Here is a 23,646-nt window from a genome sequence, read left to right on the forward strand (position 1 = left end):
GTCGTTGACCAAGCGCTCGTTCAAGAGATATATAGGGAAGCGGATATAAGTTGACGCGCGGAGGCCCGGATGGGGCGTACTCAAGACCAGCGGCGGGCCGAGACGCGGGCGCGGCTGATCGACGCCGCGGCCGACCTGTTCGCCCGCAAGGGGTTCCACGCCGTTTCCGCCGAGGCGGTGGCCGCCGCCGCGGACCGCACCACGGGCGCGCTCTACAACCACTTCGGCGGCAAGGAAGGGCTGCTGCTGGCCCTGCTCGAGGTGTGGAAGGAGCAGGCCGCGGCCGAGCTGCTCGCCGGGTTCGAGGAGGTCACCGGGCTGGACGAGCGGCTGGCCGCCATGTTCGGCGCGCTGACCCGCGAGGACGGCGCTCGCGGCGCGGCGTGGCTGCTGCTGGAGCTGGAGCTGTGGCTGCACGGCGCCCGCGACCCCGCCATCGGCGAGCCCCTGGCCCGGCGGTACGCCGACGTCCGCGCCCGCCTCGCCGAAGGGCTCGCCGACTGGGCCCGCGAGGCCGGGGTGCCGCTGCGCCGCTCGCCCGACCAGACCGCCGCCGGCGTGCTGGCCCTGCTCATCGGCTGCGCCGTGCAGCATCGGCTCGACCCGCCCGCGATCGAGGCCCGGGCCGTGGTGGAGAACCTACGCGACCTGCTCGGACTGCCGTAGCCCGCATCGAAGGAGGCGCTGATGCAGATCGACCTGCTGGAAGACACCTGGGAGCGCGAGGTCCCGCACGAACAGTTCGCCTACCTGCGCAGGCACGCGCCGGTCCACTGGCACGAGGTGCCGGGCGACACCGGATTCTGGGCCGTCACCCGATATCAGGACGTGAAGGCGATCAGCAGGGACGCGCACACCTGGTCCACGGAGCTCGGCACCGCGTTCATCCGGACCCAGACGCCCGAGTTCATCGCCATGGCCAGCCTGACCCTCCTCAACATGGACCCGCCGAAGCAGACCCGCTACCGGCGGCTGGTCAGCGCCGGCTTCACGCCCAGGATGATCGCCCAGCTCAAGGACAAGATCCAGCAGCGCGCCGAGCAGATCGCCGACCGCGTGGTGGACAAAGGCGGCGAGGTCGAGTTCGTCTACGACGTCGCCCAGTACCTGCCGCTGCAGATGATCTGCGACCTGGTCGGCGTCCCCGAGCAGGACCACGCCAAGATCCTCGACTGGGCGAACCGCATGGTCGGATTCCAGGACCCCGACTTCCGCACCACGCCCGAGGACGGCGAGATCGCCGCTGCGGAGGCGGTCGCGTACTGCGACGAACTGGTCGAGGAGCGGCGCAAGCACCCGCGCGACGACATCCTCACCGCCCTGGTGCAGGCCGAGGTCGACGGCGACCGGCTGACGAGGGACGAGATCGGCATGTTCTTCGCGATCCTGTTCGTCGCCGGGAACGAGACCACCCGCAACCTCATCGCGCACGCCATGAACGCCCTGATCACGCACCCGGACGGCTACCGGGAGCTGGCCGCGAACCTCGACGACGAGGAACTGTGGCGCAGCGCCACCGAGGAGTTCCTGCGCTGGGGCTCGTCGATCCACAACTTCCGGCGTACCGCGACCAGGGACACCGAGCTGCACGGGCAGCCGATCGCCGCAGGCGAGAAGGTGGTCACCTTCTACGTCTCGGCCAACTACGACGAGGAGGTCTTCACCGACCCCTACACCCTCGACCTCCGGCGCAACCCCAACGACCACGTGACGTTCGGCGGCGGAGGACCGCACTTCTGCCTGGGCGCCGGGCTGGCCAGGATGCAGATCCGCTGCATGATCAGGGAGCTGGTGCGCCGCTACCCGGCGGCCGAGCACGCCGGGCCGGTCAGGCGGATGCGCTCGGACTTCATCAACGGCATCAAGCACATGCCGGTCCGCTTCAGCGGCCGCGGGTGAGCGGGCGCACCGGCTGGGGAGCGGTCCAGTCGGCCAGGAGCCGCAGCGACTCGGCGGTCGGCGAGCCGGGCTCGACGTTGTAGACGCACAAGGTCTGGTCCGGGTCGCCGGGAGGCTCGAGCGACTCGTAGGCGAAGACGAGCTCGCCCACGTCAGGGTGGTGGTAGCGCTTGACGCCGTGCGTCCGGCGCAGCACCCGGTGGTCGTTCCACCAGGCGGGGAACTCCGGCGAGCGCACCATCAGCTCGCCCACCAGGTCGCGCAGCCGGCGGTCGTCCGGATGGCGGCCCGCCTCCAGCCGGAGGACGGCCACGGTCTCGGCGGCCACCTGCTCCCAGTCGCCCACCCGCTCGCGGGCCTCCGGGTCGAGCAGGTAGTAGCGGGCCATGTTGCGCTGGGGCGCGGGCATGGCCTCGAAGTCGATGATCACCATGCGGGCCAGCCGGTTGGCGGCCAGCACGTCGGTACGGCGGCCGAGCACGAAGGCGGGCACGTGCTGGAGGGTCTCGAGCATCAGGTGCAGCCCGGGCCGCACGCGCTGCGGCGGGGCAGGGGCGCGCCGGGCGGGGGCCGGCCGGGCGAGCAGGTCCAGCAGGTGCTCACGCTCTGTGGCGTCGAGACGCAGGGCGCGGGCCACGTTGTCGATGACCTCGGGTGAAGGGTTGGCGGCGCGGCCCTGCTCCAGCCGCGTGTAGTACTCGACGCTGACCCCGGCCAGGCGGGCGACCTCGTCGCGCCGCAGCCCGGGAACCCGTCTGACCCGCCCGTCGGCAGGCAGGCCGGCCTCCTCGGGAGTCAGGCGGGCGCGCCGCCGGCGCAGGAAATCGGAGACCGCGGAACTGCTTGCCATGCCTCCAGTGTGCCTGGGGCCCGGGTGGGCCCGCACCGCCAGGGTGGCCCTGCCGGTACCTGCCTCGGCAGGGTCGGTTTTGGCCCCGACGGCCGGCGTTCCCGGTGATGTGCTGAAGAAGCGGCGGGCGAACCGCCCGCACTCAGCCATCTCACTGATGAAAGGCGAGGACACGATGTCCGACGCAACGCTCTCCGGCCGGGTCGCTGTGATCACCGGTGCCTCCAGCGGCATCGGCGAGGCCACGGCCGAGCACCTGGCCTCGCTGGGCGCCAAGGTGGCGGTCCTGGCACGACGCGCCGACCGGCTGAACGACCTGGTGGCCCGCATCGAGAAGAACGGCGGCGCCGCACTGGCCCTGGTCGCCGATGTGACCGACGCGGCCGCCCTCCAGGCCGCCGCCGACCGGGTGCGGTCCGAGCTCGGCGTGGCCGATCTGTTGCTCAACAACGCCGGAGTGATGCTGCCCGCGCCGATCGAGGAGCTCGCCACCGACCAGTGGCGGCGCCAGATCGACCTGAACGTCACCGGCGTGATGAACGCGATCGCCGCGTTCGTCCCGCAGCTGGTCGAGGCCGCGGCGGAGCGCGGCGTGGCCGACCTGGTCAACGTCTCCTCCATCGCCGCGCAGAACATCTTCCCCACCTTCGCCGTCTACTCGGGCACCAAGGCGTACGTCACTCACCTGTCCCGGCACCTGCGGGCCGAGCTCGGCGGGAAGAACGTGCGCGTGTCGGCGATCGAGCCCGGCATCGTCGGCACCGAGCTGCAGGACCACGTCACCGACCCGGGTGCGCAGGAGTGGCTGGCCGGCGCCAGGCAGTCGATGGAGTGGCTCACCCCGCAGGACGTGGCCCAGACGGTCGGCTTCCTCGCCGCGTTGCCGCCACGCGCCAACCTGCAGCAGGTCACGATCATGCCCACGGGCCAACCCGCCTGACGAGGCGGGCGAAATTCGCTGGCGCCGGCGTCACGCGCGTCGCTAGCGTGGCGCGGTGATCTACGAGCATCCCCTGGCCTATGTCCTCGGCCTGGAAGGCGTCGCCCTGTTGCGGTCCTTCAGGGGCGAGCACGACCGCGAGTTCGTCGAGGCGCGCCTCAGCGAGATCCGCAAGCTCCTCGACGACGACACGCTGGCGAACGCCGCCGTGGAAGTCGCCCGCGTGGACACGGTCGAGGGCTACGAGATCTGGTCGAAGACGTACGACGGCCCCAACTCCGCCTTCGACATCGACGAGCCCTTCATCAGGGACATCGTCGACGCGCTGCCCGCAGGCGACGCCCTGGACGCCGCCTGCGGCACCGGACGGCTCGCGGCCTACCTGTCCGGCCGCGGACACCGGGTCCTCGGCGTGGACAGCTCGCCCGACATGCTGGCCCGGGCCCGGGAGCGCGTGCCGCAGGGCGAGTTCCACCTCGGCGATCTCAACCGGCTGCCGCTGCCCGACGAGGCAGTGGATCTGGTGACGTGCTCCTTGGCGTTGACGCATGTGCCCGCGCTGGACCCGGTGCTGGCCGAGTTCGCCCGGGTGCTGCGGCCCGGCGGGCACGTGGTCATCTCGGACGTGCACCCGAGCGGGGTGGCGCGCGGCGTGGTCCCGCCCGTGCGTCTGCCCGACGGGCGTCCGGCGCGGGTCGCCACCTATCACCATCCGATCGGCGACTACCTCCGCGCCGCGCTGGCGGCGGGCCTGCAGGTACGCCGCTGCGAGGAACCACCGCTCGAGTCCGACGGCGTGCCCCTGCCCGCGGCCACCGAGACCCTGGGGCCGTGGGACGTGTGGCCGTGGGTCCTGTGCGACATGGTTCCCGAGGCGGCGCGGGCGGCCGTCGCGGGGGAGCCGTCGATGGTCGTCTGGCATTTCCAGCTGGCCGGCTAACTCGAGCGGCGCTTGGCCATCCACTCCGTCACGGCCGCCGCGATGGCCAAGGGCTGGTCCTCCGGGGTGTGGTGGCCGGCGATGGCGTCGTGCTCCGTGATCTCGAGGGACGCCATGGTGGCGGCGCACCAGGCGATGGTCTCGGGCACCCACATCGTGCCAGGGCCGGGGCGGAAGCCGATCAACAGCTTGGGCACCTCCACACTGGTGGCGGCCCACCGGCCGAAGTCCTCCATCCTGGCCACGACGTCGGCGGGCTCCCCGCCCAGCGGCATCGAGCGCGGCCAGCGCAGCAACGGCAGGCGGCTCTCCCTGGTCGGGTACGGCCGCAGGTACGCCGCCAGGTCCTCCTCGGCGAGCGGCGCGGCGACGGTGGCGGGGAAGGTCTGCCGAAGGAAGGCGTCGTCGTCGAGGATCATAAACTCGCCGACGCCCTCCGTCCTGATCGCGCGGAACAGGTCGCGGCCGCCTTCGGGGAACTCCTCCCAGCTCATCGGCTTGACGACGGCCTCGGTGAAGGCGATCCCGCGTACCCGTCCCGGGTGGCGGGCGGCCCAGTCGAAGGCCAGCGCGCCGCCCCAGTCGTGGCCGACGAGCACCACGTCCTCGAGGCCGAGCGCGTCGAACCAGGCGTCCAGGTAGCGGGCGTGGTCGGCGAAGGTGTAACCGATGGCGGGCTTGCCCGACTCGCCCATGCCGATCAGGTCGGGGGCGAGGCGGCGGCCGGTGCCGACGGCGGGCATGACGTGCCGCCACAGGTGGGATGAGGTCGGGTTGCCGTGCAGGAAGACGATCGGCGCGCCGACGCCGAGCTCCCGGTAGGACATGGTGGAGTCGAGCACCTTCTGGATGGGCATGGTCAGGTCTCCAGCGGGCCGGGTCAGCGGAAGGCCGCGACGTTGCGGGCGGCCCAGTCGGCGAAGGCGCGCGGCGCGCGCCCCAGAACGCGTTCCACGTCGGGGCTGACCTGCCGCTCGGCGGGGGCCGGCGTGCCGAGGATGGCCAGGGTGCCCTCGACGACCGGCTCCGGCATGAACCGCAGCATCTGCGCGCGGGCCTCCTCCTTGGTCTGCTCCACGAACCGCACCTCCGTGCCCAGCGCGGCCCCGATCGCCGCCGCGCGTTCGCGCGGGGTGACCGGCCGCGGCCCGGTGAGCACGTAGGTACGGCCGGCGTGCCCGTCCTCCCGCAGCACCGCGGCCGCGACCTCGGCGATGTCGGCCGGGTCGACGGTCGGCAGCCCGACGTCGCCGAACGGCGCCGCGGCCGTCCGGTGGACGCGGATCGGCTCGGCCCAGGCCAGGGCGTTGGAGTCGAAGCCGCCCGGCCGCAGGATCGTCCACTCCAGCCGGGACCCGCGCACCGCCTCCTCGAAGGCGACCGGGTGGGCGTACGCCTCCGGGCGGGTCCCGGCGCCCTGCGAGGAGAGCAGGACGACGCGCCGGATCCCGCCCGCCTTCGCCGCCTCCAGAACGGCCCGGGGGTCCTCCCCGGCGACGAGCAGGAACAGCGCGTCGGCCCCGTCGAGGGCCGCCTTCAGGCTCGCGGGCTCGGCCAGGTCGCCGGATACGTGCCGGACACCGTCGGGAAGCGGGGCGGTCCGCCGGGACACCGCGGTGACCTGCTCGCCCGCGGCGGCGAGCAGCCGGACCAGCTCGCCGCCGACGTTGCCGGTGGCGCCCGTTACTACGATCATGTTCTTGCTCCCAAGAAGTTAGTTAGTTAGCTGACTTACAAGGGAGACCATAGCGGTTCAGTAAGGCGTCTGTCCATAGTGAGTCAGCTCACTAACTCGCGGGTTCCGCCGCGGGTTCGTGCTGGTCCAGGGCGTGCCCACCGAGGCGATGACGGCTCGGCTACCACAGCGACCCCACCGACATCGTCGCCCTGCTCTGCCTGCACCCGGCCAAGTCCGGCGGGCTCAGCGCCATCGTCAGCTCCGTGGCGGTCCACAACGAGCTCGTACGCACCCGGCCGGACCTGGCGGAGCTGCTCTACCAGCCGTGGTGGCACGACCGGCGCACCGGCGACGGCCCCGACAGCTTCTGCACCAAGCCGCTCTGCACCCCACGCCCCGGCGGCCGCGTGTCGGTCTCTTACGGCCCCGACTACCTCCGCTCGGCGCAGCGGGGCGCCGGCGTGCCGCCGTTCACCGCCGCGCAGCGGGAGCTGATGGACCTCCTCGACCGACTGACCGACGACCCGCGCTTCGCGCTGACCATGGACCTGCGAGAGGGCGACCTGCAGTTCCTCAACAACCACGTCGTCCTGCACAGCCGCACCGCCTATGAGGATCACCCTGAGCCGGAGCACCGCCGCCACCTGCTCCGCCTCTGGCTCACCACCGGCCCGCCCCGCTGAGCCCTTGCCGGCCCGCGGCAAGCCCGTCGCCCGCAGCCGAACGGGAGGGGCGGATGCACCGCGGGCGGTCCGTCCTACAGCGCTGCGGCCTCGGCCGAGGCGCCCCGGGCGGGCCGGTGGACGGAGACGGCGATTCGGATGAACGAGCGGATGAGGGGGCCGGGGTCGGCGCCCCTCCAGGCCACGACGAGGTGACTCGGCGGCATGTCGGCCAAGAGGACGGCGGTGAGCCCCTCGGGCAGGGGGTGGTGGCCGTGCGGCATCAGACCCACGCTGCCGTTCCACAGGACGGCCTGCTGGCACTCGTGGGCCGTTCGCACCACCGGGCCGTCGTGATCTCGGCCGCTGGGACCGGCCCAGAACGCCCGCCATATCGGGTCGACGCCCTCGGGGAACCGGAACCATCGCCGGTCGGCGAGGTCCTGCAGGCGCAGGCTGTCGCGCCCGGCCAGTGGATCGTCGGACCGCAGCACCGCCGCCACCGGATCGGAGCGCAGGACGTGGGTGACGAGGCCGGTGTCGTCGAACGGCGACCTGGTCAGCGCGACGTCCACGAGCCCGGCCCGCAGCCCGGCGGTCGGGTCGGTGAAGTCGGCCTCACGGACGCGGACGTCAACCCCGGGGTGGTGGTGCCGGTAGGCGGCCGCCAGCCGGGTTCCGGCCAGTTCGGCGCTGTCGGCCAGGGTGCCGATGGTGAGGGTGGCCGTGCCGGCGGCCGCGACGACCCGGGCCCGGGCCTGCTCGGCCCGCGCCAGCAGCGTGCGCGCCTCGTCAAGGAGCGCGGCTCCGGCCGGGGTGAGGGCCACGCCCGTGGGCGAGCGGCGGAGCAGCTCGCAGCCGAGATCGGTCTCCAGCTGCTTGATGGCCCTGCTCAACGGCGGTTGTGTCATGTGCAGGCGCGCGGCGGCCCGGCCGAAGTGGAGCTCTTCGGCGACCGCCACGAAATAACGCAGCGTGCGCAGGTCCATCAGCGGCAACGATACCGGTCCGGTATCGAGGGCGCGGAATCGGTGTTGGACGCCTCGGACGTCACGCGGTCGAATGCGACATGCCCAGTCGTCGTGAATTTCCAGGAGTCGAGATGGCGGAACAGCTGATGCCCGACCCGGTCGTGGACCTCAGTGATGTGCGGGAACTCGCCCGCGACATGGTGGTGATCCCGAATCCGGGCGTGCCTCTGGTGCCGAACATCGGCGTCATCGGCGGCCGGCATTCCGTTCTCGTCGTCGAAACGGGAATGGGGCCCCGTAACGCGGAAACCGTCTTGGCGTTCGCGGCCGACTACGCCAAAGGCCGCACGTTGTATTTGACCACGACGCATTTCCATCCTGAGCACGCGTTCGGCGCCCGGACGTTCGCCGGCGAGGCGACGTACCTGATCAACCGGGACCAGGCGGAGGACCTGCGGCTGAAGGGCCCCGGCTACGTCGAGATGTTCCGAGGGCTCGGCGAGCCGGTCGCGCGCCGGCTCGAAGGGGTCGAGCTGGGGCAGCCCGACCTCGTCTACGACCAGGCCCACGACCTCGACCTGGGCGGCCGGGTGGTGCGGTTGCGAGCCACCGGGCGGGCGCACAGCAAGGGCGACCAGGTGGTCGAGGTGCCGGACGCGGGTGTCCTGTTCACCGGGGATCTGGTGGAGGCCGGGCAGTTCGCGATCTTCCCGTGGTTCCCGCCGCACGACACTGACGTCTCGGGCACGCGCTGGCTCGCCGTCATGCGGCGGCTCGCCGACGAGCGCCCGCGGGTCGTGGTGCCCGGCCACGGCGCCGTCGGGGACGCGCAGCTGCTGGCCGACGTACGCGACTACCTGCAGCTGCTGCGCGACGAGACGTGGGCCCGCCGCGACTCGGCCATGAGCGAGGAGACGATCGTCGAGGAGATCTCCGCGCTGATGATCGCACGGCACCCGGAATGGGCCGGACGGGAATGGATCGAAAAGGGCGTCGGCTGCCTGTGCGCCGAGCACGACGCGGGATCCTAGCCGAAGCCGCCGTTGCTCATCAGCAGCTGGCCGTTGACCCACTGGCCGCGGGGTGAGCACAGGAACTCCACGAGGTGCGCGGCGTCCTGCGGGGTGCCGAGGCGGCCGAGCGGCACCCGGCCGAGCAGCTGCTCCCGCACCTCGTCGGACATCCAGCCGGTGTCCACCGGTCCCGGGTTGATGGAGTTGGCGGTGACGCCGAGGTGGGCGAGCTCGTGCGCGGCGGCCAGGGTGATGCGGTCCAGGGCGCCCTTGCTCGCTCCATACGGGAGGTTGCCGACGGTGTGGTCGCTGGTGAGGCTGATGATGCGTCCCGTTCCGTGGGCGCCGGTGAAACGCCGGCCGTACTCGCGGATCAGCAGCCAGGTGGCGCGCGCGTTGACCGCGAAATGCCGGTCGAAGCTCTCGACGGTGGTGTCGAGCAGACCGGAGGCGACCGACTCGCAGTGGCACATCACCAGGGCCGTGACCCCGCCGAGACGGCGCTCGACCTCGTCGAAGACGGCGGCGGGGCTGTCGGGGTCGGAGAGGTCCGCTTCGACGGCCGCGGTGGCGGCGCCGCGCTCAGCGAGGTCTCTGGCGATGGCGTCGGTCGCGCCGGCCTCGACGCCCCAGGTCATGCGCTGGTCGTACGGGGTCCAGAACGTGAAGGCGACGTTCCAGCCGGCTGACGCGAGGTGGCGGGCGATGCCCGCGCCGATGCCGACGGTGCGGCCGACGCCGGTCACCAGCGCCAGCGGGCGGGGGACGGCGGAGGAGCGCTGATCATCGGTGGTCGTCACGGACGAGATCCTTTCGAGATCGGCTTCGGCACAGCAACCGCTTTTCCGGGAGCGTCCTGCCGATCGGTCAGGACACCCGCAGGGGCGGGGCGGCGGGCCCAGCGCCAGAGCCATTCGGGCGGTCCCTGGCGGTATCGCCGCAGCCAGAGCGTGGACCACACCCACTGGACGGCGAGGACACCGCCGGAGAACAGCAGCACCGTCGTCGTGGACCAGCCGTCCGGCGAGGCTCCAAGAAGCGGGCGATCGGCAGGACGAGGACCGTCGCGGCCAGGTAGTCGGTCAGTACCATCCCGAGGCCCAGCGGCGCGAGGGGATGCCCGGAAGGGCCGTCGGCAGGCGGTGGGGTGACGTCTTCTCGTGGCATGGGCCCTCATGCGGCGGATCCCGGCGACGGGGCGGCACGGGTCGAAAGCGGGGGCTCAGATCGTACTTTCGGCCGGTTCATCCGGCGGGTGCCGGCCTCCTAACCTGGTCGGCGTGAATGTCCGGGATCGACTGACCGGGCGCGCCGGCATCGCGGGCGACGCCGCACTCGGGGTGGCGTTCGCCGGGCTGCTGGCCCTCGTGGCCGACCGGATCGCGGGCACCTGGGGCGGCGGCTACTGGCAGTTCGGATGCGCGGCCGGGGCGGTGGTGTGCGGGCTGGCCGTGGCACGCCGGGGCAGCCGCCTGTGGACGGCGGTCGCGGGCCTGTCCGTGGCGTCGGCGGCCGTGCTGGTCTCCGCGTTCGCCGATCTGCCGGCCGAGCCGGGCCCGGCCATGGCCTTCGCCCTGGCCGTGCTGGTCGGCTCGGCGGTCGCGGAGCTCCCGGCCCTGGCGGCGGGCGTCGTCGCGGCCGGAGGGCTCGTGGTGGCCGCCGCCAGCCTGCTCACGGCCGGGAGCCGGGTCACCGTCGACGGCCTGCTCGCCGCCGCCTCGTCCATGGAGATCCCGCCCGTGACCATGCTGAACCTCGCCGGATGGCTCGCGGCCGTGGCGGCCGGGCTGAGGTCCCGCCTGCTGGCCGCCCGCCGCCGCACCATGACCGAGGACGTACGCCGCCACGAGCGCCTCCAGCTCGCCAGGGAACTGCACGACGTGGTCGCCCACCACGTCACCGGCATCGTGCTCCAGGCCCAGGCCGCCCAGGTCCTCGCCCGCAAGCAGCCGGACCGGCTGAACGACTCCCTGTCCGGCATCGAGACCGCCGGCTCGGACGCGCTGGCCGCCACACGCCGCCTCGTCGGCCTGCTGCGCGACGGCGCCCAGCCCACGGTTCACCGCGACACCGTCACCGACCTGGTGGAGCGCTTCGACGGCCCGGAAGTGCGCCTCAGCCTGCCCGACGGCGAGGACGAGCAGGGCTGGCCGCCCGAGGTGGCCAGCACCGTCTACCGGGTGGTCCAGGAGTCGCTGACCAATGTCTCCCGCCATGCCCCCGACGCCCGCTCCGTCCGGGTCACCGTCGCCCGCGAGGCTGCCGCCGTCACCGTCGAGGTCACTGACGACGCCCCGCGCGTCCCGCCCCGGCACCACCGCCGCGGCGGTTACGGCCTGGTCGGCATGCGCGAACGCCTGGAGGCCCTGGGCGGCACGCTGAAAGCCGGCCCCCGTCCGGGATCCGGCTGGTCCGTGCATGCCACCCTGCCCCTGCCCGCGCGGGAGCGCCGATGACGATCAGCGTCCTGCTGGCCGACGACCAGGCGATGGTCCGCGCCAGCCTGCGCGTCATTCTGGAGGACCAGCCCGACATCAGCGTCGTCGCCGAGGCCGCGGACGGCGACGAGGCGGTCGCTCTCGCCCGGCGGCTGCGCCCGGACGTGTGCCTGGTCGACGTCCAGATGCCCGGCATGGACGGCATCGAGGTCACCCGGGCCCTGGCCGGTCCCGGCGTGCCCGCCCCGCTCCGGGTGGTCGTGGTCACCACCTTCGACCTCGACGAGTACGTCTACGGCGCGCTGCGCGGCGGCGCCGTCGGATTCGTGCTGAAGGACGCCGGACCCGCCCTGCTGGTGGAGGCCGTACGGGCGGCCGCCGCCGGGGACGCCCTGATCTCGCCGTCGATCACGCTGCGGCTGCTGCGCCACGTGACGGCCTCCGGCATGCCGTCCGCCCGCGTGCCCGCGCAGCCGCTGTCGCAGCGGGAGACCGAGGTCGTCCGGGCGATCGCCAGGGGCCGTACCAACCAGGAGATCGCCGCCGAGCTGTTCATCTCGCTCAGCACGGTCAAGGGCCACGTCTCCGCCGTCCAGGCCAAGCTCGGCGTGCGCAACCGGGTCGGGATCGCCTCCTGGGCGTGGGAGAGCCGCTTGATGGGCAACGGGTAGAACTCCGCCCTCCCCGAAGGCCCGGGCGCGCTACGGTGAGGGCACGGCGATCGGGGAGGGAGGGGGCATGCGGACCAGGCTGCCTGCCGCGTTGCTCCTCCTGCTGTCGTGGTTCATGCCCGCGACCGCCCACGCCCGGGCCGTGGAACACCTGCCCGTCCCGGTGGTGTCGGCCTGGCGGGCGCAGGAGCAGCCAGGGGTGGGCCAGGAGCCGTACCGCCACTCCATGCTCCACGCCCGGCACGGCCTGCTGGGGCTGGCGGGCCCCGCCGGCCCGGCCGTGCTGCCGTCCGGCCTGCCGCACCCGGCGCGTGCCTGGACCGCCGTCGTCGCGCGCCCGGGCGCGCACGCCCCGGCCGACCGGCGACCGGCGGCGACGCCGGCGCGCGGGCCGCCCTCCACAGGGTTCTGAGATTCCCTGTCCGCACTTCAGAGCCTGTGGAGGCTTCCATGTTCCGTGCGCCGTTCTGGCGTGCGGTGGCGGCGCTCGCCGTCATCGCGATCTCATTAGCCCTTGCCCTGACCACCGCGCCGCGACTGGGCCTGGACCTGCGCGGCGGCACCCAGCTCGTCTTCGAGGCGAAGGACTCGCCGACCGTCAAGGCCGACTCGGCCGCCACCGACCGCGCCCTCGACGTGCTCCGCCAGCGGGCGGACGCGCTCGGCGTGGTCGACCCCACCCTGGTCCGCTCCGGCGAGCGGCGGATCATCGTCGAGCTGCCCGGCGTGCTCGACCCCCGCCAGGCCGCCGACGTCATCGGCCGGACCGCTCAGCTGGCCTTCCATCCCGTGACCGGCGCGGCCGAGGCAGGCGACCCCTCGGCGGTGCGAGACGAGGACGGCGGCCTCCTCAAGCTCGGCCCCGCCGCCATCACCGGCGACGGCGTGAGCGACGCCGTCGAGCAGAGCGACCCCCAGCGCGGCCCCGGCTGGTGGGTCCGCATCGACTTCCGCGACGCCGCCGCCTGGCAGCGGCTCACCGGCGCGGCGGCGTGCGAGCCACAGGGCGATCCCAAACGCAGGATCGCCATCGTGCTCGATGAGGAGATCATCTCCTCGCCGCCGCTCGACCCGTCGATCGCCTGCCGCACCGGCATCCCGGGCGCCAGTGCCGACATCACCGGCTCGTTCACCCACGAGGAGGCCCGCGACCTGGCCGTGCTGATCAAGGGCGGCGCGCTGCCCGTCCCGCTGAGCCTGGTCGAGCAGCGCACGGTCGGCCCGACGCTCGGGGAGGCCGCCATCGAGGCCAGCGCCAAGGCGGCCGTCGTCGGGCTGGCGCTCACCGCCGCGTTCATCATCGCCGTCTACCGGGTGTCGGGGCTGCTCGCGGCGGTGGCGCTGGCCTGCTACGGGCTGATCTCGTATGCGGCGCTGGTGGCGATGGGCGCGACGTTCACGCTGCCGGGGCTGGCCGGGTTCGTGCTGGCGATCGGCATGGCCATCGACGCCAACGTGCTGGTCTTCGAGCGGGCCAGGGAGGAGCACGGGCCGCGGCGCGGCCTGCGGCGCTCGGTCGACCTGGGCTTCAAGAACGCCTGGAGCGCGATCGCCGACTCCAACGTCACCACCCTCATCGCCGCCGGGCTGCTGTTCTGGCTGGCGTCGGGGCCGGTCAAGGGCTTCGGCGTGACGCTGGCTGTCGGTGTGCTGGCTTCGCTGGTGTCGGCCATGCTGATCACCCGCGTCCTGCTCAACGCCGTGATCGACCGGATCGGGCCGCGCGCGTCCGGGCTGGGCTCGCGGGGAGCCGTACGGGCCTGGCTGGCGGATCGCCGTCCCCCGCTCATGGATGCCAGGAGGCTGTGGCTGGCGATCGCGGGCGGCCTCGCGGCGGTGGCCGTGGCAGGGCTGGCCGTGCACGGGCTGAACGTCGGCGTGGAGTTCACCGGCGGGCGGCTCGTGGAGTTCGCCACCTCCAGGCCGGTCCCGGCCGACGTCGCCGGGCAGGCGGTCGCGCGGGCCGGGTTCCCGTCGGCGGTGGTGCAGGCCACCGGCGACGGCGTCACCGTACGGGCGGCGGGGCTCGGCCTGGAGGAGTCGGCCAGGATCGAGCAGGCGCTGGAGCCGTACGGGGGCGAGGTGAGCAAGCGGCGCGAGGAGTTCATCGGCCCCAGCCTGGGCGCGGAGCTGCGCCGCAACGCCCTGGTCGCGCTCGGCGTGGCGGTGGCCATGCAGCTGGTCTACCTGGCGGTCAGGTTCAGGTGGACGTTCGGGGCGGCGGCGGTGCTGGCGCTGCTGGTGGACGTGACGGTGGTGGTGGGGCTGTTCGCGTGGCTGGGCAAGCCCGTCGACGGGATCTTCGTCGCGGCGATGCTCACGATCGTCGGGTACTCGGTCAACGACAAGGTGGTGGTGTTCGACAGGGTCAGGGAGCTGTGGGCGGCCCATCCGAAGGAGCCGTTCGCCAGGGCGGTGGACGGGGCGATCCTGCAGACGTTGCCGCGTACCGTCAACACCGGGCTCGGCGCGTTGTTCATCCTGGTGGCGCTGATGGCGTTCGGCGGGGACTCGCTGCGGGACTTCGCCATGGCGCTGGTGGCCGGGATCGTCGTGGGCACGCTGTCGTCGGCGTTCGTGGCCGGTCCGGCGGCCGTGGTGCTGTCCAGGTTCGACGCCCGGCCGCCCACCACCCCGGTCAGGCGGCCGGCGCGGAGCCGTGAGGGGACGGGGGCGGTGGTCTGACTGGTCCCCCGCCTGCGGGCGGGGGACTCCGGCTCTGCGCGGACGCTACTTCGATGATCTCGAGGGTGCGGGCGTGGCCTGCAGGTAGGCCAGGACCGCCATGACGCGGCGGTTGTGGTCGTCCGACGGCGGAAGGCCGAGCTTGGCGAAGATGTTGTTCGTGTGCTTTGCGATGGCCTTGTCGGTCACCTGGAAGCGGGCGGCGATGGCCAGGTTGGACATGCCCTCCGCCATCAGCGCGAGCACCTCGCGCTCTCGGGGGGTCAGCGCCGCCAGCGGCTCGTCCCGGCTGCGGCGGGTCAGCAGCTGCGTGACCACCTCGGGGTCCATCGCGGTGCCGCCCCCGGCGACCTGGCGTACCGCGTCGACGAACCTGTCGACGTCGCCCACCCGGTCCTTCAGCAGGTATCCCACCCCGCCGGAGCGGTCGGACAGCAGCTCCCTGGCGTACAGCTGCTCCACGTACTGCGACAGGATCAGCACGGGCAGCCCCGGGATCCGGCTGCGCGCCTCCAGCGCGGCGCGCAGCCCTTCGTCGGTGAAGCCGGGCGGCAGCCGTACGTCGATCACCGACACGTCCGGGCGGTGCCGGACCAGCGCGTTCAGCAGCATGGGGCCGTTGTCCACCGCCTCCACCACGGTGAAGCCGTTCGCCGACAGCAGGCGGACCAGCCCGTCCCTCAAGAGTGCGAGATCCTCGGCTATGACAACGCGCATGGGAGCTCCATGGTCAGTTCGGTCGGGCCGCCGGGGGGACTGCTCACGGTGAGCGAGCCGTCGAAGGCGGACAGTCGGTCCTCGATGCCTCGCACGCCGGTGCCCTTGTCCCGGCGGACTCCGCCGCGCCCGTCGTCGCCCACGGTCAGACGCAGCACACCGGCGGCGTGCCGAAGCCGTACCCAGGCGCAGGAGGCACCGCTGTGCTTGGCCACGTTGGCCAAGGCCTCGGCGGCGGCGAAGTAGACGGCGGACTCGACGGGCGGCTGCAGGCGGCCGGGCAGGACGATGTCGACCTCGACCGGCATCGGGCACAGCAGCGCGGACGCCTCGATGGCGCCGGCCAGCCCGCGGTCGGCCAGCACCGGAGGGTGAATGCCGCGGACCAGGTCACGCAGGTCCGTCAGCGCCTGACCGGCGACCTCCCGCGCCTCGTCGATCATCCGCAGCATCTCACCGGGGTCCCGGCAGCCGCGGGCAAGCCCCAGGTGCATGCGGATGGCGATCAGCTTGGCCTGCGCGCCGTCGTGCAGGTCGCGTTCGATGCGGCGCAGCTCGGCCTCACGCGCGTCGACCACCGCGGCCCGTGACGCGGTCAGCTCCTGAATCCGGGCGTCCGGTGCGGGGCCCGCGTCCAGCAGCAGCAGGGCCAGGCGGGCCTGGCCAGTGCGGAACACGGGGATGAGCATGAGGATGACCACCGCGATGGCCACCATGGACAGGCTGAGGGAGAACGTGTTCAGCCTGCTGAACTCCACCGGCGTCAGCCGGAAGGACACATAGTCCAGGGCGGCCAGCATCGCCCACACCGCCACCACGGGGGCGGGTCCCGTGACCGCGTGTACGGGCAGCCAGGCGAGCTCACGCCGCGTGCCGGGGTCGCGCAGCACCGACGCCAGACCGGTCCGCCGGGTCGCGTGCGCGGTCGCCATGGCCCTGTCCCGGCCGAGCACCCGGCCCGCCCAGCGGCGCTGGAAACCGGCCAGGCGGCCGACGAGCACGAGCACGTGGCCGAGGGGCGCCAGCCCGAGCCCGGCCAGGGGCACGAGGGCGGCGCTCGCCAGGAGCAGACCGAGCAGCGCCAGCGCCAGCAGGCCGGTGACGGCGTTCTGCGCCAGCGCCGCCAGGCCGTTCAGTCCCTTCTTGGCGTACGCCAGCGCGCCTGCAACGGCGGTGCGCATCGCGGGTCCTCTCCCCATCACAGGTGCAGTCTGCCCTGCCGGCGAGGAGAAGGCGGTGGGGCCGGCCCCACCGCCGAGGGGGACATTTTTCCCACCCCGGCCGGTGGGCCGACGCCCATGGAGGCCAGGCCTCCCGGCCGCGAGGCTGGCCCAGCGGATCGGACCGAGCCGATCGAGCCCGGCAAGCGAACGGGGGAGAGACGTGATCGAAGTGACGGGCCTGACCATGCGGTACGGCCGCACGCCGGCCGTGGACGACCTGACCTTCACGGTGAAACCGGGACTGGTGACCGGATTCCTGGGGCCGAACGGCGCCGGCAAGTCCACGACCATGCGGGCCGTACTCGGGCTGGAGATCCCCGCCGCGGGGGCAGCGATCGTGGTGGCCGCTGGCCTGCGTCGGCTGGCCGGACCCCGTCACCAACCCACCGGCGCCGCTGCCTGCCCGCGGGCTGCCGCCGTTCCTGGGGGTCGGGAGCTGGACGGACCACGACGAGGTCTCCGTCATTTTCCGGGTTGCCGCGGATCCTGCGCCAGCGGCCGGCCGTCTTTGGGCAACGTGCTCTGCAGGAGGTCCTCGGCGGCATGCTGGACGTACGCGAGCCTGATCAGGCTGTCCGAGCGGGCGGCCACGAAGCCGACGGTTGGTCCCCTCCGGCGCTTCTTCGGCTCCGGTGAGCCGCGACACGACGCATCAGCGTGCGTTCATGCGTTTTCCCAGCTCAGATCTCGTGTTCGTCTGCTTTTCTCAGACACATCTGCGGAACGCAGGGGACAGACCCACTGCTTTCGGTCGGGGCTCAAAAGCGTGACCGCGTCAGCTGCCGAATTCCTCGGTGACCCTTTGATCGATGGCCTCCGATTTGGGGGTGTAGACGCGATAGAAGTCCTTGCCGCACTCCAGATCGTCCAGGGCGGCCTTGATCTCCTTGTCCAGGTACGGCTTGGCCTCGGCGGGCGTGAGCTTGGCCCCGAAGGTCCGCCGGGTCTCGCCCTTCTTGGGGGGCGAGGGCACGTCGGGAACGTCCTCGCGCTGCCTGCGGGCGATCTCGTCCTCCTGCTCGAGGAACTCGGCCCAGCCGCGCGTCGACATTTGCGACGGTGTGGTGTCGGAGACTTTGTACCCTTTGTCCGTCAGGCACGTGGCCATGCTCGATGCCAGCTCGACCAGTTCGGCGTCGCCGTCGATCTCGCGCTCAAACGCCTTCTCCGCGGCGGCGGCGCGCTGTTCGAACAGGTCCGTGTCGGACGTCACCTTCTTGCCGAGGGCCTGCTCGGTCGCGACGACGACGCAGGCGCTCACGGCCTTGAAGTAACTGCCGCGCTGCGCCGGGGAGAGTTTCGTCCAGATATCTCCGTTGGGGTCGGCCCCTGACATGTCGGGCATATTGTCTGGGGCGTCTGGGGCGTTCGGGTGGACGTATGTCGCGAAGACCCCGAAACCGTACTTCGCCCGCTGGGCCTTCAACGCCTCATAGTCGCCGGCTCTGCGCTTGCGCTCCTCGTCGGTGTCGGGAACCTCCTGCGGCATATAGGCGATGTACGTGAAGCCCTTCTGCTTCATGCAGTCCGCCTTGACGGATTCGAACTGGCGTCTCTTCTCCTGCGCCGTCGAGGCCGGCTTCGAGGGAGGCGAAGCGCTCTTCCCCGCCGGCTCGCCGACACTCCCGCAGCCGCCTAGTAGGGCCGTCGCGGCCAGGGCCAAGGTGATCTTTCCGATGGTGTTCATGGTCGGTCTCCCCGTTTTTCCGCGTCACGCGCGCACGCGACCGCCGAGGCACCTGTACCGCTCGCGGTGGCGCTCCCGCCGGCATGCGTGATCTGCATCTTCCGCGGCTCGCGTACGAGCCGGCTACCGCCCGATCTGGCAGGTCGTGCGGCCTTCGGCCGCCAGCGACCCTTCCAGCATGCGCCGAGCACGGCCGCAACAGTCGCCCGCCTGGACGTGCTGCGGCCCGTCCCCTGCGCCCCGCTCGGAGGCCGTGGACGTGACTATCACGATCAGCGCCGATGTGGATCTTTCTGGCACGCCCGGCAACAATACTCCGTTCAATGAAGCATGGTCAATCCTGGCGGCCTCCAGCCCCCGCTCGAAGTGCGCGACCAGCGCTAAACTAAGGTCTGCCCTCGATGAGAGCCGAGAGACTCAAAGCCCCGTGGGCGCCCTCGACCACCGTGGCGCGCATCGGCGCCCTGCCCCTTGGAAGCGATCACGTCGCGGCTCCCTTCCGCGTCGGTGCACTGGCGCAGGAACACCACACCCTCGCGTTTTCGCGAATGGCACAGCACGTGATCAGCTCGTGCGCTATCACATCTGACCATGCACGCTACCGGCCGGCGCCAGTAGTGTGAGCGGCTCCTTGCCTCACAAGTATTCGGGGTCTTTCAGGCATATTGATCACGTCAGGTGTGCTCGAGGACTACAGCGCGGCCAGGCCGGGTCCGACGTAGTGGTCGAGGAGGAATCGGGCGCGGCAGGTGAGCCGGTCGGTGCCGTGTCCGTCTCGGTCCCAGGCGCGGAACCCGTGTGAAGGTGAGCAGGCAGGAAACAGTGCCGATTCGGTCGGGCGGCCAGGTGCGCCAGCCGTTGCCGAGACAACCGTATCTCGCCGACATCCTCGTAGCGGAGGACCTTGACATGCGCGCCTGGCTGGGCAACGTCATGAGTGCTCCACAGGCGCGCGAACGCGGGGCTTTGAGCCGACAGTCGGCGGACGAACTCCGTCCAGGCGGGTTCGGCCAGGTGACGGCCGAAGGCGGCACGCAGCATGGCCACCAGGGGCCTGACCTCGGCCATGGGATCCACGTACGGGTTGCAGCATGATGGACTGGTGAAGTGCTCCCAGATGGCATTGCGCGACTCGGGGGCGGCCGCCACAAAGGCAGGCAACAGCCCGATGAACGTGCTGTTCCAGGCGAGCAGGTCGAAGCGGCTGCAGTACACCGCCGCGGCCGGCGGATTGAGCGTGTCGAGGATGAGCTGAACCTGGGGATCCAGCAAGCCATGCTCCTCGGCGCGCGGCAGGCCCGGCACATCCGCGAGCCGGTACAGGTGCTCGCGCTCGGCGTGATCAAGGCGGAGCGTACGGGCGATCGCGTCGAGTACCTGAACGCTGGGGTTGATCGGCCGGCCCTGCTCCAGCCACGTGTACCAAGTCACTCCCACCCCGGCCAGCAGTGCGACCTCCTCGCGGCGCAGACCGGGCGTGCGCCGCCGTATCCCCGGCGCAGACCCACGTCGTCGGGAGTGAGGTGCTCGCGCCGGCTGCGCAGAAACGTCGCCAGCTCGCTGCGGCGCTGCACCCCGGGGCTCATCGAAGACACCTTCCCATCCTGGCCCAACGCCCGTTCTGGTACCAGGTCGTGCCGCTACCAGGATGAGTACGCCCTGCGCGGCACTCCAGCGACGCGCACGCTCGTACGCCATGACCACCTCCACCGCACTGGCCTCGACCGGACCAGGCAGGACAGGCCGGCTCCTCACCGTGATCCTGGCCGGCCAGTTCATGGCGATCTTGGACGCCACCATCGTGACCATCGCGGCATTCTTCGTAGCCGCGGTGATCATCCTTGTGGTGGTCACCTGGCTCGAGGCGAAGCCGTCGAGGTGACCGTCCCGATCTCGCCGGGGACGGGGAAGGGCCCGGCGAGCGGGCCCTTCTGCGCCTGTCAGTTGACGGCGTAGGCGCGGATGACGGTCTGCTTGACCGTTGTCCCGGACACGTCCGTCGCCGTGGCCCTCAGGGAGACGAATCCGGACGTCCGCGGGTTGGGCACGGTCGCGGTCCAGCCGGACCCACTGCGGACGCTCGGCACGGGATGCCAGGTGGCGCCGTCGTCGGAGGACATCTCCAGCTTGAGCGAGGTGACCTTGGCCGAGGCCGCGCCGGGGTTGCGCTCCACGTGGACCGGCACCTTGGTCACGCTACCGGCACGGGCCCGGCTGAACGCGTCGAGACCGGATGGGAGGTACCGGACCGCGATCAGCGGCAGTGCCCGCCGTTCGGGCGCGCTCTCGGATGCGAACGTCCAGACCGCCTCCACGCTCGACGACAGTGCCGTGTGCGGAACCTGCCTGCGCATCGAGGTGGTGAGCGTGTACTCGGCCCGCTGTGCGGGCAGCGTGGCGGTGAGGGCGCAGGACTCGTTCAGGCAGCCGGCGAGCGGGGTCTCGGCGATCGTCCGCCCGTCACGGGCGAGGGTCGCGGTGCCGGTCGCGGCATGGTCCCCTCCGGTCCTGCCCGCGGCGCCGTCGGCGAACAGATGGCCGGCGTCGAAGGAGAGCATGTCGCCTGTACGGGTCCCGTTCGGCCGGGCGAACGAGGGGCCGGCGACGGCGGCGTTCCACACCTCCTTGGTCAGGCCGCGTTTGACGACCTTCCCCGTGTCCCACATCGAGGACGTGCCCGTGTCGAACGTGCTCTCCCAGGCGAGTCCGGGAGTGCGGTAGTAGGTCACGGTGCCGGGGAGCGTCACGTCCTTCGGGAGCGTCGCTTGGAAGCCGCTACGCTCGGCGCCGAACCTGGGGGCGAAGTGCGGCCGCCCCTGCGCCGCGACACCGGCGGCGAGGAACGTCGCCTCCACCTTCGCCAGTTCCTCGCGCCGGGTCCGCTGGCCCATGTCGGCGGGAAGCCCGTCGGCGCGTGTGTCTACCAGGTCGTAGACGGTGCCGTCCGTGGCGTCCCAGATGGATCTGAGCTGGTAGCTCAGCCCGGCCTCGCGCACGGGCACGGCGTAGAACTCCTTGGTGGGATCGAAGCCGCCCCGCCAGCCCATCGACCACTTGCCGAACCGCACTTGGAAGTGGGTGAGGTTCCTGGGCGCGGCCGTGGGGTCGTCGACGGCGAAGCCGGCCGGCCGGCCCTGGCGGGCGTCCAGCGTGATCTGCTGGTCGCCGCCGTCGATCCGCAAGGTGGTGTGCATGACCGTCAGCGAGGTGGTTGCGGCGATGTCGGCGTAGAGGTTCCAGCGGCCTTCGGGCAGGCGCACCTTCGCCGTGCCGTTCTGGAACACCAAGGGCGGTCGGACTGCGCCGGTCTCCGGGTCGTAGAGCTGGGCGAAGACGAAGGAGTCACCGGGTTCCCTGCCGATGGCGGTGATGGTCACGTCGTACGACTCCGGCTCGACGTACGCGCCGGCCGGCGTGCGGATCTCGCCCTGAGCCGAGGTGGCGGTGACGATGCCGGGGTAGTCGCCAGGGGCCTTTCCGGTGGCGTCGATCGTCAGGGGGACCGACGCCGTGCCGTTGGCGGGCACCTCGAGGCGCTGCGCGGACAGCTTCAGCACCTCACCGCCCTGCGTGACGAGCTCCAGGGTGACGGGGGTGTCGCCGGAGTTGGCGTACGTGATCGTCTTGGTCGAGACCCGCTCGCCTGCGCCGTCCCAGGGGAAGGCGGTCCACAGGCCGGCGGGCTCGGCCACGACCTGCTGGGCCAGGGTTCGCAGGAGGTCCACGCGGCCGGTGCCCTGTTCGTACGGTGTCGCGCCCGGCGTGGCCGCCGCGCTCCCCATGAGGGCGGCCTTGAGCTGCCGGCCGGTCCAGTCGGGATGCCGCTGGGCCAGGATCGCCGCCGCTCCCGCCACATGCGGAGCGGCCATCGAGGTGCCGCTGTACGCCACGTGCCCGCCGCCCGCCTGGGCGGCCATGATGTCCACGCCCGGGGCCGTGATGTCAGGCTTGATCGCATGGTCGCCCTCGCGTGGGCCCTCGGAGGAGAAGGAGGCGACCTGGTCCTCGTCGTCGACCGCGCCCACGGTCAGGGCGGCGTCGGCGCTGCCGGGGCTGGACACCGGGGCCTGGCGGCCGTCGTTGCCCGCGGCGACGACGAACAGCGTGCCGGTCTGTTCGGACAGCGTATTCACCGCCTGTTCGACGGGGTCGAGCTCCGGGGTGTCGAGGCCGCCCACGCTGAGGTTGACGACCTTGGCCTTGACCTCGGTGGCGGCCCACCGCATGCCCGCCAGGATCGCGGAGTCCGAGGGGCCGTTACGGCCGCCGACCTTGCCGATGGCGAGCCGGGCGCCGGGGGCGACTCCCCGGTACTGCTCCCCGGCTCCGGCCACGGTGGAGGCGCCGTGCGTGCCGTGCCCCACGGTGTCACGGATGTCGGGCTCGTCGGAGAAGTTGCGCTCGTGGGCGACCACGCCCTTGAGTTCGGGATGGTCGGGGTCGTAGCCGGAGTCCAGTACGGCCACCGTGACGCCCTGACCGGTCATCCCTTGCTTCCAGGCCTCGGTGGCGCCGATTTGCTGGACGCTCTTGTCGAGCGTCCAGGGGCGCAGGCCGTCCAGCCAGAGTTTGCCCTTGCCGGCCGCCAACGCCCGGGGGCCGCCGGTGACCTCCTTCCAGGTCTGGGCGGCGTCCTTCTTGGGGACCTGAAGGGTGGACATGCCGAGCCCGGCGAGCCGCCGTGCCCCCGGCACCTCCGCCGACTGGACGATCATGGGGATGTCGGGCCGGTCGGCGTCGCCGTAGCGCCACGCCATCAGCTGCGTGATGTCGAACAGCCGCGGGTCCAGAACGCCCTGGGCGATCAGGGGACGGGCGTCGAACGGGATCACGTGCAGGTGGCCCTCGATCACCTGCCGGGTGAATCCGCTCCGCCTACCCGGCCCGGGCTCCACGCGTACGCCACCGCCGGAGACCACGACGCGGTCGCCGGTGATCAGGGTGACGGCGCCGGACGGTACGCCGGGCTCGGGTCGGTGCGGTGGTGGCGCCCCGGTGATCGCGCCGGCCAGCAGGACGGACGCGAGAATGCCGCCTAACATCATGAGCTGCCTCCATCAATACGTGATCTTGATGAGTGCAGCGACAATACTTCTTTTAACGTAGTATGGTCAAGGCGTGAAGACGGCCGGCTCGTCCACGAGCGCCCGCGCCGTCGGAGGGGTCCCCGTAGCAATGAAGAAATTTCCAACGAAGTAGCTTCTGACCTGCACTAACGACCGCATCTGACGGGTTGGTGATCACTGCCGCTACGTTCGTTCCGGTTCGTCCG

Annotated in this window: 24 protein-coding genes and 2 pseudogenes; 12 read left to right on the forward strand and 14 right to left on the reverse strand. The window is 71.9% G+C overall.

Going from position 1 to position 23,646, the window contains the following annotated elements; all coding sequences use genetic code 11:
* Positions 1 to 69: 69 nt before the first annotated feature.
* Both ID574_RS56210 and ID574_RS56215 read left to right on the forward strand, forming a co-directional pair.
* Positions 70 to 666, forward strand: coding sequence for a TetR/AcrR family transcriptional regulator (locus tag ID574_RS56210; protein ID WP_188197313.1), 597 nt, complete (start codon positions 70 to 72; stop codon positions 664 to 666).
* 21 nt (positions 667 to 687) lie between these two features.
* Positions 688 to 1,899 (forward strand): cytochrome P450, encoded by a 1,212-nt coding sequence (locus tag ID574_RS56215; RefSeq protein ID WP_188197314.1) that lies wholly within the window; start codon positions 688 to 690, stop codon positions 1,897 to 1,899.
* On the opposite strand, the gene ID574_RS56220 is transcribed toward ID574_RS56215, so the two are convergent.
* On the reverse strand, positions 1,883 to 2,749 hold the full coding sequence (locus tag ID574_RS56220) for a helix-turn-helix domain-containing protein (protein WP_188197315.1): 867 nt from the start codon (positions 2,747 to 2,749) through the stop codon (positions 1,883 to 1,885). The genes ID574_RS56215 and ID574_RS56220 overlap by 17 nt on opposite strands.
* Before the next feature lie 175 nt (positions 2,750 to 2,924).
* Between ID574_RS56220 and ID574_RS56225 the strand changes: the two genes are divergently transcribed.
* On the forward strand, positions 2,925 to 3,689 hold the full coding sequence (locus tag ID574_RS56225; RefSeq protein WP_188197316.1) for an SDR family oxidoreductase: 765 nt from the start codon (positions 2,925 to 2,927) through the stop codon (positions 3,687 to 3,689).
* A gap of 55 nt (positions 3,690 to 3,744) precedes the next feature.
* Complete coding sequence (locus ID574_RS56230) at positions 3,745 to 4,629, forward strand: class I SAM-dependent methyltransferase (RefSeq protein WP_188197317.1); 885 nt, start codon at positions 3,745 to 3,747, stop codon at positions 4,627 to 4,629.
* Here ID574_RS56230 and ID574_RS56235 read toward each other — a convergent pair.
* Together ID574_RS56235 and ID574_RS56240 are read right to left on the reverse strand one after the other, a co-directional pair.
* Complete coding sequence (locus ID574_RS56235; RefSeq protein WP_188197318.1) at positions 4,626 to 5,486, reverse strand: haloalkane dehalogenase; 861 nt, start codon at positions 5,484 to 5,486, stop codon at positions 4,626 to 4,628. The two genes, ID574_RS56230 and ID574_RS56235, sit on opposite strands and share 4 nt — an antisense overlap.
* A 23-nt stretch (positions 5,487 to 5,509) precedes the next feature.
* On the reverse strand, positions 5,510 to 6,325 hold the full coding sequence (locus tag ID574_RS56240; protein ID WP_188197319.1) for an NAD(P)H-binding protein: 816 nt from the start codon (positions 6,323 to 6,325) through the stop codon (positions 5,510 to 5,512).
* 170 nt (positions 6,326 to 6,495) lie between these two features.
* On the opposite strand from ID574_RS56240, the pseudogene ID574_RS56245 reads away from it, so the two are divergent.
* Positions 6,496 to 6,990 (forward strand): annotated as a pseudogene (locus ID574_RS56245) (TauD/TfdA family dioxygenase); the annotation flags it as partial.
* 74 nt (positions 6,991 to 7,064) lie between these two features.
* Here the strand turns inward: ID574_RS56245 and ID574_RS56250 are convergent.
* Positions 7,065 to 7,958 carry a LysR family transcriptional regulator gene (locus tag ID574_RS56250; protein ID WP_188197320.1) on the reverse strand — a complete coding sequence of 298 codons (894 nt, stop codon included), beginning with the start codon at positions 7,956 to 7,958 and terminating at the stop codon, positions 7,065 to 7,067.
* A gap of 113 nt (positions 7,959 to 8,071) precedes the next feature.
* Here ID574_RS56250 and ID574_RS56255 point away from each other — a divergent pair, with 113 nt between their 5' ends.
* Entirely contained in the window at positions 8,072 to 8,971 is a 900-nt protein-coding gene (locus tag ID574_RS56255) for an MBL fold metallo-hydrolase (protein WP_188197321.1), read from the forward strand.
* Here the strand turns inward: ID574_RS56255 and ID574_RS56260 are convergent.
* Together ID574_RS56260 and ID574_RS63285 are read right to left on the reverse strand one after the other, a co-directional pair.
* Positions 8,968 to 9,753 (reverse strand): SDR family oxidoreductase, encoded by a 786-nt coding sequence (locus tag ID574_RS56260; protein WP_223168117.1) that lies wholly within the window; start codon positions 9,751 to 9,753, stop codon positions 8,968 to 8,970. The genes ID574_RS56255 and ID574_RS56260 overlap by 4 nt on opposite strands.
* Positions 9,750 to 10,130 (reverse strand): DUF418 domain-containing protein, encoded by a 381-nt coding sequence (locus tag ID574_RS63285; RefSeq protein WP_223168118.1) that lies wholly within the window; start codon positions 10,128 to 10,130, stop codon positions 9,750 to 9,752. Before ID574_RS63285 ends, ID574_RS56260 begins: the two co-directional genes overlap by 4 nt.
* A 103-nt stretch (positions 10,131 to 10,233) precedes the next feature.
* Between ID574_RS63285 and ID574_RS56270 the strand changes: the two genes are divergently transcribed.
* The 4 genes from ID574_RS56270 (at position 10,234) to secD (ending at position 14,747) form a co-directional block, all read left to right on the forward strand.
* Positions 10,234 to 11,409 (forward strand): sensor histidine kinase, encoded by a 1,176-nt coding sequence (locus ID574_RS56270; protein ID WP_223168119.1) that lies wholly within the window; start codon positions 10,234 to 10,236, stop codon positions 11,407 to 11,409.
* A complete protein-coding gene (locus ID574_RS56275; protein ID WP_188197323.1) occupies positions 11,406 to 12,062 on the forward strand; it encodes a response regulator in 657 nt (218 codons plus the stop codon). Before ID574_RS56270 ends, ID574_RS56275 begins: the two co-directional genes overlap by 4 nt.
* A gap of 67 nt (positions 12,063 to 12,129) precedes the next feature.
* On the forward strand, positions 12,130 to 12,474 hold the full coding sequence (locus tag ID574_RS56280; protein WP_188197324.1) for a hypothetical protein: 345 nt from the start codon (positions 12,130 to 12,132) through the stop codon (positions 12,472 to 12,474).
* Between the two features lie 38 nt (positions 12,475 to 12,512).
* The gene (gene secD / locus ID574_RS56285; RefSeq protein ID WP_188197325.1) at positions 12,513 to 14,747 is read left to right on the forward strand and encodes a protein translocase subunit SecD; all 2,235 of its coding nucleotides are present in this window, start codon (positions 12,513 to 12,515) and stop codon (positions 14,745 to 14,747) included.
* A 45-nt stretch (positions 14,748 to 14,792) separates the two neighbouring features.
* On the opposite strand, the gene ID574_RS56290 is transcribed toward secD, so the two are convergent.
* Positions 14,793 to 15,464: a response regulator gene (locus tag ID574_RS56290; protein WP_188197326.1), complete on the reverse strand. Its 672-nt coding sequence runs from the start codon at positions 15,462 to 15,464 to the stop codon at positions 14,793 to 14,795.
* Complete coding sequence (locus ID574_RS56295; protein WP_188197327.1) at positions 15,449 to 16,645, reverse strand: sensor histidine kinase; 1,197 nt, start codon at positions 16,643 to 16,645, stop codon at positions 15,449 to 15,451. The genes ID574_RS56290 and ID574_RS56295 overlap by 16 nt, the downstream gene beginning before the upstream one ends.
* 226 nt (positions 16,646 to 16,871) lie before the next feature.
* Between ID574_RS56295 and ID574_RS63290 the strand changes: the two are divergent.
* Positions 16,872 to 16,964 (forward strand): annotated as a pseudogene (locus tag ID574_RS63290) (ABC transporter ATP-binding protein); the annotation flags it as partial.
* Positions 16,965 to 17,149: 185 nt separating this feature from the next.
* Here the strand turns inward: ID574_RS63290 and ID574_RS62180 are convergent.
* The 5 genes from ID574_RS62180 to ID574_RS61260 form a co-directional block, all read right to left on the reverse strand.
* Positions 17,150 to 17,278, reverse strand: a complete 129-nt coding sequence (locus tag ID574_RS62180; RefSeq protein WP_262496185.1) for a hypothetical protein — start codon at positions 17,276 to 17,278, stop codon at positions 17,150 to 17,152.
* A 184-nt stretch (positions 17,279 to 17,462) separates the two neighbouring features.
* Complete coding sequence (locus ID574_RS56310; RefSeq protein WP_188197328.1) at positions 17,463 to 18,374, reverse strand: hypothetical protein; 912 nt, start codon at positions 18,372 to 18,374, stop codon at positions 17,463 to 17,465.
* A gap of 123 nt (positions 18,375 to 18,497) precedes the next feature.
* Entirely contained in the window at positions 18,498 to 18,674 is a 177-nt protein-coding gene (locus tag ID574_RS56315; protein WP_188197329.1) for a hypothetical protein, read from the reverse strand.
* A gap of 369 nt (positions 18,675 to 19,043) precedes the next feature.
* A complete protein-coding gene (locus ID574_RS56320; RefSeq protein WP_262496183.1) occupies positions 19,044 to 19,805 on the reverse strand; it encodes a helix-turn-helix transcriptional regulator in 762 nt (253 codons plus the stop codon).
* On the reverse strand, positions 19,802 to 19,960 hold the full coding sequence (locus ID574_RS61260) for a hypothetical protein (protein WP_223168122.1): 159 nt from the start codon (positions 19,958 to 19,960) through the stop codon (positions 19,802 to 19,804). Before ID574_RS61260 ends, ID574_RS56320 begins: the two co-directional genes overlap by 4 nt.
* A gap of 110 nt (positions 19,961 to 20,070) precedes the next feature.
* On the opposite strand from ID574_RS61260, the gene ID574_RS56325 reads away from it, so the two are divergent.
* Positions 20,071 to 20,256 carry a hypothetical protein gene (locus ID574_RS56325; protein WP_188197330.1) on the forward strand — a complete coding sequence of 62 codons (186 nt, stop codon included), beginning with the start codon at positions 20,071 to 20,073 and terminating at the stop codon, positions 20,254 to 20,256.
* A gap of 58 nt (positions 20,257 to 20,314) precedes the next feature.
* Here ID574_RS56325 and ID574_RS56330 read toward each other — a convergent pair whose 3' ends face one another.
* On the reverse strand, positions 20,315 to 23,419 hold the full coding sequence (locus ID574_RS56330) for a S8 family serine peptidase (protein WP_188197331.1): 3,105 nt from the start codon (positions 23,417 to 23,419) through the stop codon (positions 20,315 to 20,317).
* Positions 23,420 to 23,646: the final 227 nt, after the last annotated feature.

Source organism: Nonomuraea sp. SYSU D8015 (genome assembly GCF_008065375.1).
Taxonomy (GTDB): Bacteria; Actinomycetota; Actinomycetes; order Streptosporangiales; family Streptosporangiaceae; genus Nonomuraea.